This window comes from Flavobacterium cryophilum, from assembly GCF_048286555.1.
In the GTDB taxonomy this organism is placed as follows: Bacteria; Bacteroidota; Bacteroidia; order Flavobacteriales; family Flavobacteriaceae; genus Flavobacterium.
On sequence record NZ_JBLVPZ010000001.1, the window covers coordinates 642,015 to 654,960 of the forward strand.

The following is a 12,946-nucleotide window of genomic DNA, read 5'->3' on the forward strand; positions in this document are numbered from 1 at the left end:
TAGCGATTTCCTGCATGGTTTTTTTCAACCTTAAGGGTGTTTAAATATACCGGTAGGGTTAAAAGAAACGGTGCAGGATAAAACAAGATGAATTAAATCATTTTCTAGTGCCCACAATTCCTTAGCCGCGATAGCAGTGAAAATCCTTCCTGTTTTTTTCTTTAAAAACCAGGAAGATTGTAACGAATAGCGGGAAGTAGCTCCAAATACTGCTACTTATTCTTTTCTAAATCGTCAATTTCGGCATCACTTGGTTCAATGATGTCTATTTTGGGTTCGATAAAATCCTGTTCATTGGCAAGCGTTTTATTCAAGGTCAGAACCAAAGCCGGCAGCAACATCAAATTAGACAGCATCCCGAACAATAATGTCAGTGAAATCAATCCACCAAGCGCTATTGTTCCGCCAAAACTGGACAACATAAACACTGAAAATCCAAAGAACAACACGATAGAGGTGTAGAACATGCTCAAGCCGGCATCTGTAAATGTGGCGTAAACGGATTTTCGGATTTTCCAGTTGTTTTTCTTTAATTCCTCACGGTATTGCGACAGGAATCTCACTGTGTCATCCACCGAAAGACCAAATGCAATTCCGAAAACCAATATCGTCGAAGGTTTCAGCGGAATGTCCAGAAAGCCCATAATTCCTGCGGTTAGCATTAACGGCAATAAATTTGGGATGATAGAAACCAATACCATTTTGAATGAACGAAACATAAAACCAATCAAAAGCGCTGTCAGGAAAAAGGCGAAAGCCAGCGATGAAAGTAAATTGTCCAACAGGTAGCTAGTTCCTTTTTGGAAAACTAATGCTTTTCCAGTGATGGTCACTTTGTATTGATCGGGCGGGAAAATTTTATCGGCTTTTTTTCTAATTTCAGCTTCAATTTTGGCAATGTTATCGCCGTTTTCGTCGCGCATAAAAGTCGTGATTCGAGCAAATTGTCCTGTCGAATCCACATAGCTTTTCATCAGATTGTCTTTGGAGTTTTTTGTGGCATTTTTAGCATACGATAAAATAAAAGACTGTTCCTGCGAGGTTGGCAATTCATAATAGTCTGGATTTCCATTGTAATATGCTTGTTTGGAATATTTAACCAGATTGACAATAGAAATGGGTTTTGACAATTCCGGGATGTCGTCAATAGTTTCCTGCAGTTCTTCCATTCGCCGCAACGTAGGCAATCGCATGACTCCTTTTTTACGTTTAGTGTCAATCATTATTTCCAGTGGCATCACCCCGTCAAATTCGTTTTCGAAGAAAACAATGTCTTCAAAAAAGGCCTCTTTTTTCGGCATGTCTTCAATCAAACTGCCGGAAATACGCATTTCATAGATGCCAACAATGCTAATGACAAGCAAAACAATCGAAACGACATAAATTGAAAACCGATTGTGTTTTACGTTTCTCAGAATCCAATCCATAAATACCTTCACATAATTACGGTCCAGGTGCTCGATGTGGCGCTCTTTTGGAGCCGGAATATAACTGTGAAAAATAGGAATGACAATGATACACAAAAAGAAAAGTGCCATGATGTTGATGGAAGTCACAACCCCAAATTCCAGTAGCAATTGATTATTAGAAGCAACAAACGTAGCAAAGCCTATGGCCGTGGTCAGGTTTGTCATCAAGGTTGCCATTCCCACTTTGGTCGTAACGCGCTGTAATGCTTTGGCTTTATTGTGGTGAATTTTGTACTCCTGATGGTATTTATTGGTTAGAAAAATACAATTCGGAATTCCGATAACGATGATTAAAGAAGGAACTAAAGCCGTTAAAACCGTAATTTCGTAATTCAGTAATCCTAAAAATCCAAAGGACCACATTACCCCAATAATTACAATAATCATTGATATTAACGTGGCTCTAAAACTTCTAAAAAAGAAAAAGAAAAGTAGTGAAGTGACTAATAATGAAGCTCCGATGAAGATGCTGATTTCATCTGTAATGGTTTTTGCATTTAGCGTTCGGATGTAAGGCATTCCTGAAACACGCAGGTCGATTCCGGTTTCTTTTTCGAATGTTTCTACTGCGGGAACTAACTTTTCTAAGATAAAATCTTTTCGTGCCGCCGTGTTTACAATTTTCTTATCCATGTAAACGGCCGAGCGAATGCTTCCTGATCTTTTGTTGAAAAGCAATCCTTCGTAAAAAGGTAAATCATTAAACAGTTGTTTTTTAATTTTTTGAAGATACGCTTGGTCAACGGTTTTGCTCTGGTCAACAAAAGGCACCAGTTCGAAGGTTTTTAGCGAATCATTTTTTTGTAATTTTTTTAAGTCATTTAATGAAATTACTAAATCTACCGCTTTGTCTTCTTTCAGCGTATTCATCAGTTTACTCCAAGCGGCATATGCTTTTGGGGTAAATATGGTATTATCTTTTACGCCTAAGATGACCAAATTTCCCTCTTCACCAAATTTATTCAAAAAGGCATTGTACTGAATATTTACAATATTGTCATCCGGTAATAAATTAGCTTCGGTAAATGTAAAATGGATATTTTTCCATTGTAGTGCTAAAAGTGCTGTTATCACAACAATAATGGATAACATTAAAACTCTATTTCTGAGGACAATTCGGGCTATTAATTCCCAAAATCCTAAACTAAACCACTTAATCATAATTAATATTTAACGGCGGTAAAGGTAGTTAAAACCACAATAAATCATTTGTTTTGACTGAAACTTTTTGTTGTTTTATGGGGCTAATTATATCGATTTTTTATTTTACAATTAAATAATTTTGTGAGATATAAATTATACATTTGAATTTCTCATCTTTGTTTTTTAGAGCTGAGCGCGAATGAATAAAAATGGATATGAAGAATTATAAAAATACAATATTTTACTTGAGTGTTACTGGTGGTTTTATTGCATTAATGTATTGGATTATAAGCAAAGGAAAGAAATTAGAAGCAAATGAAGTTATTGTAACCCCTGAAAGCGGCAATGGTTCTTGGAATGATTTTTTGGTGTCCATTCAACATAACTTTCAAGATCCGCTGGCTATTCTCTTGGCACAAATTATTACCATAATCCTTGTCGCCCGTATTTTTGGTTGGGTGTTCAAAAAAATTGGACAGCCATCAGTTATAGGGGAGATTATTGCAGGTATTGTTCTTGGTCCTTCCTTATTGGGGTTATATTTCCCGGAGTTTTCAAGCGCTTTGTTTCCTGTTGAATCTCTAGGTAATTTAAAGTTTTTAAGCCAAATAGGATTGATCCTTTTTATGTTCGTTATTGGAATGGAACTCGATTTGAAAGTGCTGAAGAACAAAGCTAATGAAGCGGTAGTGATCAGTCACGCCAGTATCGTAATCCCTTTTGCACTTGGGATTGGTCTGGCTTATTTTGTTTACAATCAGTTTGCTCCTGAGGGAGTTACGTTTTTAGCTTTTAGTTTGTTTATGGGAATTGCATTAAGTATTACTGCTTTTCCTGTATTAGCCAGAATTGTTCAGGAAAGAGGTATTCATAAAACTAAATTAGGTTCTATAGTCATTACGTGTGCCGCCGCCGATGATATTACCGCGTGGTGTATTCTGGCTGTGGTAATCGCAATTGTAAAAGCGGGTACGTTCGTCAGTTCATTATACATTATAATGTTGGCAATAATTTATGTTGTTGCCATGATATTTATTGTAAGACCATTTTTGAAAAGAATTGGAGATTTATATGGTTCAAAAGACACCATAATCAAACCGGTTGTGGCAATCTTTTTTCTGGTGCTTATTCTTTCGTCATATGCTACCGAAGTAATTGGGATTCATGCGCTGTTTGGCGCGTTTATGGCAGGAGCTATTATGCCGGATGTTCCAAAATTAAGAACGGTATTTATAGAAAAAGTAGAGGATGTTGCATTGATACTCTTACTACCATTGTTTTTTGTTTTCACAGGTTTAAAAACTGAAATTGGTCTTATTAATGACCCTTATTTATGGAAGGTAACCGGTTTTATCATTTTAGTAGCCGTAGTGGGAAAATTTCTGGGAAGTGCTTTGGCAGCCAAATTTGTAGGTCAGAGTTGGAGAGACAGTTTGACTATAGGCGCCTTGATGAATACGCGAGGACTGATGGAATTGATCGTTTTAAACATAGGATTAGAGCTTAAGGTTTTGACTCCCGAAGTGTTTACAATGATGGTAATCATGGCTTTGGTTACTACTTTTATGACTGGACCGGCTTTGGATTTAATCAATTATATCTTCAAAACTAAAGATGGTGTTGAGATTGTTGAACAAACAAGTCTTAATAAATACCGAATCTTAATTTCATTTGGAAACAACGAAAAAGGAAAATCCTTGTTGCGATTGGCGAATAGCTTGATAAAAAAACAAAAAAAATCGGCCAGTATTACGGTCATGCATTTGTCATTAAGTGATGAGATGCATACTTTTAACATGGAAGATAAAGAAAAAAATAGTTTTTATCCAATTGTTGAAGAATCCCAACGGTTAAATCAAGACATTACCACTATTTTTAAAGCAACCTTAGATATTGAAACCGAAATTGCCGATGTTGCCAATCAAGGAGATTACGATTTATTGTTGGTCGGTTTGGGAAAATCAATATTTGAAGGGACAATTCTTGGAAAAGTAATTGGTTTTACAACCAGGATCATTAATCCGGATCGCTTGATAGATAAGTTTACCGGTAAAGAAGGACTCTTTGAAAACTCCCCTTTTGATGAAAGAACCCGACAGATTATTTCTAAAACCAAGATGCCGATAGGGATTTTGATTGATAAAGATTTGCATCAGGTGAACCATGTTTTTATTCCAATTTTTAGCCCCGAAGATTCATTTGTGATCGATTATATTCAGAAATTAATTTACAACAACGACTCTAAAATTGTTATTTTGGATGTCAATGGGCATATCAATACTAATTTTGTAATCAAGAGTGCCATTGATTCTTTGGAACAAAAATACCCTAACAATATAGGTTTAATTACCGATGTGACGATTGAAAAAGAGTTTCTGGACCAACAGGATTTAATGTTAATTAGTCTTGAAAGTTGGAAAGTATTAGTCGACTCCCGCAGTATTTGGTTGAGTGGAGTTCCTTCGGTATTAATTTTAAAGCATTAACATGAACTGGATTTTATTAATTATAGGTGGACTTTTTGAAGTGGGTTTTGCAACTTGTCTGGGCAAAGCCAAAGAAAGTTCCGGAATGACAGCAACATTTTGGCTGGGCGGATTTTTAATTTGCTTGACCATAAGTATGGTATTGCTTTACAAAGCTACACAAACTTTGCCTATTGGAACGGCATACGCGGTTTGGACAGGAATTGGAGCAGTGGGAACCGTTCTTGTTGGGATTTTTGTGTTTAAAGAACCTGCTGATTTCTGGCGAATATTTTTCATCACCACTTTAATAAGTTCAATTATTGGTTTGAAATTCGTTTCTAGTCACTAAACTGCTATTTCCAATCTATTTAAAATAAAAAAAACCGTCTCGTTATTTTAACGAGACGGTTTCTAATAGTATTTGAAAGTAATTACACTTTCATGATTTCAGCTTCTTTCACCACTAAAAGTTCATCAATTTTTCGGATAAACGTATTAGTTAAGTTTTGAACTTCTTCTTCGGCACTTTTACAAATGTCCCCAAGCTGGCGCGAGCGTCCCACTCGTCAACACAATTTATACCGAAACATACTTCAAAAGAAAGCTAAATACTAGCACAAACCTCAATACTATTATTCATTAAGAATTATCACGAGCGGGACGCTCGCGCCAGCAGGGGGACGCTAGCGCTAGCGGGGGTAAATGTTTAATAGCTTATTCCATTACATAAACTAAAGAATTAACCTCGGTTAATTTAATCTTATTTTTTCTGAAATCAGCCATGTCAATGATGTAGTAAATTTGGGGTTTGTAAGACTCCCCGAATTCCTCCATATTTTTTTCTAATTTCTTGAAAAAATTAATATCAATAATTTCTTTTTTATGCTTTTTTAAAAAAGACTTTTTTTCATATCTGTCATTAGCAGGTCTATATATTCTGTTACTATCTTTATCGTATGTAAAAATCCCTAAAGTATCTTTTTGTAGAAAAAATCCCTCCAAAAAATAATATCCTTGACAAGTGATACATTCATTTTCAAAATATTTTGTTTGATTTTTGTCTGCTTTAAACAGGATATATACCGTATCTAGTTTTCGGATTTCCTCAATCTCTTGTCCGTGTAATAAATTTACAAATAAGAAAAAGAATAATAATGTGACTTTCATAATTAATTTTTAAGGTGTTTGTGGCCAAAAGCGGTATACTCAAGAAGTAATTCAAATTGATCTGTATTAGCAGGAAAGCTTATTTTAAAAGCTTCGGTATCTTGTAGACCGATTAAACTTAGATAATAGAAATAGTCATTCCAGTTCCAAAGTGTTGTGTTTTTTGGGTTAGTATAAAAATTAGGTTGTAGCCTTATAGACTCAACAGTTGCTCTGGTAGTGCTAGATGTAACTGAATCTTTAATTTCAGCAAGAATTTTTTGCATAGTTGGCACCATGTTTTTGAACATAAAATCGTGTTGAGCGCCAGTGCTAGGCCTTGTGGCTTTCAATACCTCCGCAAATGTCATGTTTTCTATACCTGGTATAGTGCTGCCGCCAGCATCAGGATATTTGCCTTTGATTGCTAAGTAAGCATGTATACACTCGTGTAATATGGTTTTAGCAATTTCAATATTTGTCTTAGGTCTTAATCCCGTAGAGGTCAATATTTGTTTGTTAATTTGAATGAGAGTTGGTCCGCCTTTAAGGTCTGGCGGTATTGTAAATCCATCTATTTTCCTTGTGTTGTTATCTAGATTTTCAATGATTTCAAATTTCACATTGAATCGCTTGTTGTTATTATCAAATAAATCTAAAAATAAGTTTTTAAATGCGGGGGAATCAGTTAAAGATTTATATACTGAATTAAACTTTTTATCCTCTTCGGTAACATCTTTTATTGATGATTTATCAATATTAAATGGTGACTTAAAAGATGATTCTACATCAAGCTTTAATGATGGATCATCAATCATTTGTAATAGCATCTCTCTAGCAAATTCTATTTCATCAGGATATGCAATTAAAAAATTACTTATTTCAGCTTTTTTATCAGAATTTCGACTGCTATTCCACCAGTTTTGTTGATCTAAGTCTAGGTATTGCTCAAACTCAAGTAGTGCAATATCTGCATTATCACCTCCGCCTCCAGTTCCATTTGAAAAATTCATTAATTCATTTGGTACTGGTGCGCTGTTGTCGTATCCGCTGGAGGTACAAACTTCGCCTATTGAGGTGTATTCATTGTATGCGTCGTTAATTAAATCCCCGCCACATGATTCCCCGAGACTGTGATTGTCTCCGTTAGTACAATAATGCTCTATGTACATTACTGTTAGAGTACAATTTTCAGTGGTTTTTCCTGTTGCAGCATTAGCTTGTTTTTGAGGTTGACCGTTTAATAATATGCTTTCTGTTCTAATCTTTTTTTTGAGGTCCAGTATCTGGATTTTTCCTGAAAAATTTTTAATGTCAAGGAAAGGTATGGCAGTATCAGGAATGTATTTTAAGTATCCTACTTTTTCACTAGTTGCGTCTTGTGTTATCACATAATACATGAAATAAGGATTTTTAGTAGAGTAACTGTTTAGTAACAAGAGATAAGTGGTATATGCATTACGTTTTACTATTTTAGTGAAATATATATTTGGTTTTTCACCGCTTTTCTGGGTGATGCCTCCTGGAGTGCTGGTTATGAAAGTTTCCGTTCGGCTAAGTATTACAGGGTTCTTAAGTACCGAAAGTACATTTTCTATACTCACTTTCTCAGAAGTAACATAGTTTTTTTTATTTGCTTCACGTTCAAGTACTACCTCTTCCGTAGTGCAGGATTGCAAAAAGCATAGGACTAACCCAATAAAAAGGACATGGACTTTCCGCTTTAATTCAAACGTTTGTTTGTTTGTTTGTTTGTTTGTTTGTTTGTTTGTTTGTTTGTTTGTTTGTTTGTTTGTTTTCATAAAATATTTGGTTCGTTTATATTTCATAAAAATAGGAAATATTTCACAAGCTACAATACCCACTTTTAGTGATATTTAAGCATAAAAAAACCGTCTCGTAAATTAGACAAGACGGTTTTTAATAGTATTCGAAAGTAATTATACTTTCATAAGTTTTTTTATATCCGAGCGATTGGAGTTTCTTGCTTAGGCTTGCCTTGACTTGTTAAATGTAACTTCTATTCAATTTGTAAAAAATAAAGAATCAAAATGATTTACCAAGTAGAATTAGGGTCATAATAATATGAATCTATTTCCCATTTTCCTTCTTTATTTTTTTTCAGTAAAGCGGTAAATCTGTCCATTGTTTTCCACCCAAGATTAGCATTAAAAGTTATAAATGCATTTTTATCATTAATTATTAATGGCGTTGACAAATTAAGAATTAAGGTTTCTGAAAACTTGGTATAATTGTTTTCTTTAATGCTTTTTCTTAATTCACTCGATTCTATAATTGAAACATTAATCGAAGTAAAATCCGAAACCTTCCAATTATGTGCCATAGTGTTAGCTAAAGTATCCTTTATGTTTTTTATTTGTACTTCGTTAAGAATCCAATCTTTATTTGTAGAATTTTTTATGGGTAAATTTCTATCTGTATAACAATATTCATAGATAATTAATGAAGACAATCTCCTAATTCCTTCTTTGATAATACAAATTGGATGATTTTTGTATGGTTTGTAACGATCTTTTTTGAGTTCTATCTCTAAAAAATCATTAATAATATCACCTTCTATTTTTGTAATATCACTTTCCTTTACAACCGGAGTTATTGTTTCATAGAAATTTTTGTTGCTTTTTTTAACTGAGCAAGATAAAGCTAAAAAAACTATACAAATAAATAATACTTTTTTCATAGGTTTATTAATTACAAGGTTGACCCATTGGGTTTTGTTGGTTCGTACTACCCTGATCTGTTCCAGTTCCTTCGGAATCATACCTGTTTATTATTCTTTGTCGATTTGGATTACCCACTGGAAATAATGTGTCAAAAATAGGAGTTCCTTTTAATCCACCCCAAGCTAAATCATCATAAACTTGTTGAGTTAGTCCTGGTTGGAATTCTTGCAAAGCAGAAGCTATTGCATTTACATAACTATTGGCTATTTCTTCATGATGTAAAGTAGACCCTATTGGAAATTTATTCACTACAGCTGCGTTAAATAAAATAGGAAGCTCATTAAATGAATTAGTCGCTTCCATGTTGTAATCATCAACCAAGCTAAAAAAGTAGGCATGTGCCATTTCGTGTAATAACACAGCGGCAATAAATAATTTCGTTTTACCTGGATATTCAGGATTTACATAAACCGTATAATTATATTTGGTTCCAGGTGTTGTTCTAATGGTGTTAGCAGGGTCGCCAACTTCTTGTAGTTGCCCATTAACCATAACACTATTATGTTCTGTCTTCATAGTCGTATTGTAAATAGAATCATCAGCACCAAGCTTGGCAAATATATATGCAAAATCACATATAGTTGTATTTTTAATTTGTTGAAATACACCTTCACTACAAGCGTCGAGATTTGTATCATCAATATTTTTTTCAATTAAAAAAGGTTTAATAGAACGAAATAGGTCTGGATTCGCTCTCATTTGATCAATCATTTCTAACGAAAATAGTATTCCTTCATTAGTAGGATTTTGGCCTAAATAAGTAATAATTTCTTGTTTTAAAGGGTCATTACTATAATTATCCCACCATATTTTTTGCCTTAAACTTAAAATCCCTTCAAATGAAATAATAAAATCCTCAACATTAGCTCCGCCCCCACCGCCAGTTGAGTTATTTATGAATTCATTAGGTACTGGTGCGCTGTTGTCGTATGGGCTTACGTATGGGCAAGTAGTAACTATTAGGACTTCATAGTAAGCTTTTGTTGGATCAGTGCATTTTTGACCAGGAGAGTGAGCCTCATCAGAGCCGCAATAATGTGTTATTATTGATGATGATGAGGTACAATCGTCAGTAGTTCTTGCTGTGGCAGAAGTAGTATGTTTTTTAGGTTGGCCATTTAGAAAACTACTTTCTGTTCTAATCTTTTTTTTAAGGTCCAGCATCTGTATCTTTCCTGAAAAGGTGCTAATGTCAAGTAAAGATGTGGGTGTGTCAGGAATATATTTTAAGTAACCTACTTTTTCTGTGGTTGCGTTTTGAGTAATCGAATAATACATAAAATAAGGATTTTTAGTAGAATAGCTGTTGAGCAGCAGCAGGTAAGTAGTGTATTCATTACCCTTGACTATTTTAGTAAAATATACATTGGGTTTTTTACCACCTTTCTGGGTAATGCTTTCTGGAGTGTTGGTCTTGAAAGTTTCCGTTTGGTTAAGTATTACAGGGTTCTTAAGTACTGAAAGTACATTTTCTATACTCACTTTCTCAGAAGTAACATAGTTTTTTTTATTTGCTTCACGTTCAAGTACTACCTCTTCCGTAGTGCAGGATTGCAAAAAGCATAGGACTAACCCAATAAAAAGGACATGGACTTTCCGCTTTAATTCAAACGTTTGTTTGTTTGTTTGTTTTCATAAAATATTTAGTTCGTTTATATTTCATAAAAATAGGAAATATTTCACAAGCTACAATACCCACTTTTAGTGATATTTAAGCATAAAAAAACAGTCTCGTAAATCAACAAGACGGTTTTGATATAAGTAGAGATGGTTTTACACCTTCATAATTTCAGCTTCTTTCACCACTAAAAGTTCATCAATTTTACGGATAAACGTATTGGTTAAGTTTTGAACTTCTTCTTCAGCACTTTTACAAATGTCCTCGGAAGTTCCTTCTTTTTCTAATTTTTTAATTTCAGTGTTCGCGTCTTTTCTGGCATTTCGGATACCCACTTTAGCATCTTCGGCTTCTACTTTGGCTTGTTTGGCGAGATCGCGTCTTCTTTCCTCGGTTAGTGCAGGAACGCTTATGATAATTACATCCCCGTTATTCATGGGGTTAAAACCAATGTTGGCAACCATAATTGCTTTTTCAATTACGTGTAGCATATTTTTTTCAAAAGGTTGCAACGTAATTGTTCTGGCATCAGGAACACTTATTTTTGACACTTGTGAAAGTGGTGTGGCCGATCCATAATAATCAACAAATACACTTCCAAGCATTGCTGGCGATGCTTTTCCAGCACGGATATTTAAAAATTCTTTTTCTAAATGTGCAACAGAACCGGTCATAGATTCTTTAGTACTATCTAATATAAATTCAATTTCTTCAGTCATTTTTTTAAGTTTTGGGTTTTAGATATTTGGAGAAATCCAACAGCTAAAACCATGAATCATTAACTATATATTTACTACAGTTCCTATGTTTTCTCCAAGGCAGATTTTCAATAAATTTCCTGCTTTGTTCATGTCGAAAACTACGATTGGTAATTTGTTTTCTTGGCTTAATGTAAATGCAGTTGTGTCCATTACATTCAATCCTTTTTTTAGAACATCTTCAAAAGTGATATGATCAAATTTCACAGCCAAAGTATTTTTCTCCGGATCACAATCGTATATGCCATCAACACGAGTTCCTTTTAAAATCACATTGGCATTGATTTCTATTCCACGTAAAACCGCTGCGGTATCGGTTGTAAAATAAGGATTCCCGGTTCCGGCGCCAAAAATTACGATTCTTCCTTTTTCAAGATGACGATCCGCTCTTCTTTTGATGTACGGTTCTGCTATCGATTCCATTTTTAAGGCAGTTTGTAAACGGGTTTTCATTCCTTTTTCTTCCAGCGCGCCTTGTAATGCCATTCCGTTAATCACAGTAGCCAGCATTCCCATGTAATCTCCTTGCACTCTGTCCATTCCTGCACTCGCTCCGGCAACTCCTCTAAAAATATTTCCACCACCTATTACAATGGCTATTTCTACACCTTTGTCATGAATTAATTTTATTTCGTCAGCGTATTCAGCGAGTCTTTTTGGATCAATTCCGTATTGCAAGTCGCCCATTAAAGCTTCTCCACTTAGTTTTAGAAGAATTCTTTTGTATTTCATGTGTGTGTTGAGTTGATTGGTGCAAATATAGAATATTCTTTTTTTTTAAAATAATGTTGCTGAAATTTTATAAATTAAGTTTTTCGTACGATTTTTTTGCGGCTTCATAGCCAATGTTGAAAACGGCATTCATCTTTACCTTGTTCGTTTCAAAGGTGCTGTACAGACACAAGTCTTTTGGTTCAATAACCCAATCGCAAATATTGAATTTATGCATGTTTGAATTTGCCGAAAGAATATCAAAGGCTCGCGTGGTCACTGCTTTTATAGAACTTAAATCTTTAGCCTCAATTTTTTGAATTGGACTCACATAAACACCGATTAACGTGTCGCATTGTCCTTGTAGAATATCAGTAGGGAAATGATTCAAGATCCCGCCGTCACTGTATATTTTTCCTTTAATTTCATATGGAGATAAAATCCCGGGAAATGCGGAGGAAGCTAAAATTGCATCGGTGATTTTTGTTTCCGGGCTAAATATTTTTAATTTTCCTCGAATCATATCAGTTGCCGTAATTTGAATCGGGATTTTTAAATCACCTAATGTAGCATCTTTAAAAATAGTGTGAAAATATGTTTTGAAGGATTCTGAATCAATTATTCCTGCTTTTTTGAACGTTAAATGCTTCCAATGAAAAAAATATATCGATTTGAAAAATTCCAGAATTTCTTCGGGAGTTTTCCCCCAAGCGTACATGGTGCCAACAATTGAACCTGCACTTGTTCCTGCTATTTGGGACGGACGGATGTTTTGTTCTTCTAAAAATTTAATCACACCAGCATGGGCTATACCTTTAGAACCTCCGCCGGAAAGTACTAATCCTACCGATTTTGTTTTTAAATCCATCTTTTTTATTTGTGCTAAAAT

At 34.5% G+C, this 12,946-nt stretch carries 10 protein-coding genes and 1 pseudogene; 2 read left to right on the top strand and 9 right to left on the bottom strand.

Annotated elements, in window-relative coordinates:
- Window positions 1-212: 212 nt before the first annotated feature.
- Entirely contained in the window at window positions 213-2,630 is a 2,418-nt protein-coding gene (locus ACNQGJ_RS02890) for an efflux RND transporter permease subunit (RefSeq protein ID WP_417970254.1), read from the bottom strand.
- A 197-nt stretch (window positions 2,631-2,827) separates the two neighbouring features.
- On the opposite strand from ACNQGJ_RS02890, the gene ACNQGJ_RS02895 reads away from it, so the two are divergent.
- Together ACNQGJ_RS02895 and ACNQGJ_RS02900 are read left to right on the top strand one after the other, a co-directional pair.
- A complete protein-coding gene (locus ACNQGJ_RS02895; RefSeq protein WP_417970252.1) occupies window positions 2,828-5,098 on the top strand; it encodes a cation:proton antiporter domain-containing protein in 2,271 nt (756 codons plus the stop codon).
- Between the two features lies 1 nt (window position 5,099).
- Window positions 5,100-5,429, top strand: a complete 330-nt coding sequence (locus ACNQGJ_RS02900; RefSeq protein ID WP_417970250.1) for a DMT family transporter — start codon at window positions 5,100-5,102, stop codon at window positions 5,427-5,429.
- An 82-nt stretch (window positions 5,430-5,511) separates the two neighbouring features.
- Here ACNQGJ_RS02900 and ACNQGJ_RS02905 read toward each other — a convergent pair.
- The 8 genes and pseudogenes from ACNQGJ_RS02905 to ACNQGJ_RS02940 all read right to left on the bottom strand — a co-directional run.
- Window positions 5,512-5,619, bottom strand: a pseudogene (locus ACNQGJ_RS02905) (ribosome recycling factor); the annotation flags it as partial.
- Window positions 5,620-5,794: 175 nt separating this feature from the next.
- Window positions 5,795-6,247, bottom strand: a complete 453-nt coding sequence (locus ACNQGJ_RS02910; RefSeq protein WP_417970248.1) for a hypothetical protein — start codon at window positions 6,245-6,247, stop codon at window positions 5,795-5,797.
- A gap of 2 nt (window positions 6,248-6,249) precedes the next feature.
- Window positions 6,250-8,028, bottom strand: a complete 1,779-nt coding sequence (locus tag ACNQGJ_RS02915; RefSeq protein WP_417970247.1) for a hypothetical protein — start codon at window positions 8,026-8,028, stop codon at window positions 6,250-6,252.
- A 254-nt stretch (window positions 8,029-8,282) separates the two neighbouring features.
- Window positions 8,283-8,927 (bottom strand): hypothetical protein, encoded by a 645-nt coding sequence (locus tag ACNQGJ_RS02920; RefSeq protein WP_417970245.1) that lies wholly within the window; start codon window positions 8,925-8,927, stop codon window positions 8,283-8,285.
- A 7-nt stretch (window positions 8,928-8,934) separates the two neighbouring features.
- Window positions 8,935-10,527 carry a hypothetical protein gene (locus ACNQGJ_RS02925; RefSeq protein WP_417970243.1) on the bottom strand — a complete coding sequence of 531 codons (1,593 nt, stop codon included), beginning with the start codon at window positions 10,525-10,527 and terminating at the stop codon, window positions 8,935-8,937.
- A gap of 216 nt (window positions 10,528-10,743) precedes the next feature.
- A complete protein-coding gene (gene frr, locus ACNQGJ_RS02930; protein WP_417970241.1) occupies window positions 10,744-11,307 on the bottom strand; it encodes a ribosome recycling factor in 564 nt (187 codons plus the stop codon).
- Window positions 11,308-11,370: 63 nt separating this feature from the next.
- Entirely contained in the window at window positions 11,371-12,078 is a 708-nt protein-coding gene (pyrH, locus tag ACNQGJ_RS02935) for a UMP kinase (protein WP_417970239.1), read from the bottom strand.
- A gap of 67 nt (window positions 12,079-12,145) precedes the next feature.
- Complete coding sequence (locus ACNQGJ_RS02940; RefSeq protein WP_417970237.1) at window positions 12,146-12,925, bottom strand: patatin-like phospholipase family protein; 780 nt, start codon at window positions 12,923-12,925, stop codon at window positions 12,146-12,148.
- Between the last annotated feature and the right edge of the window lie 21 nt (window positions 12,926-12,946).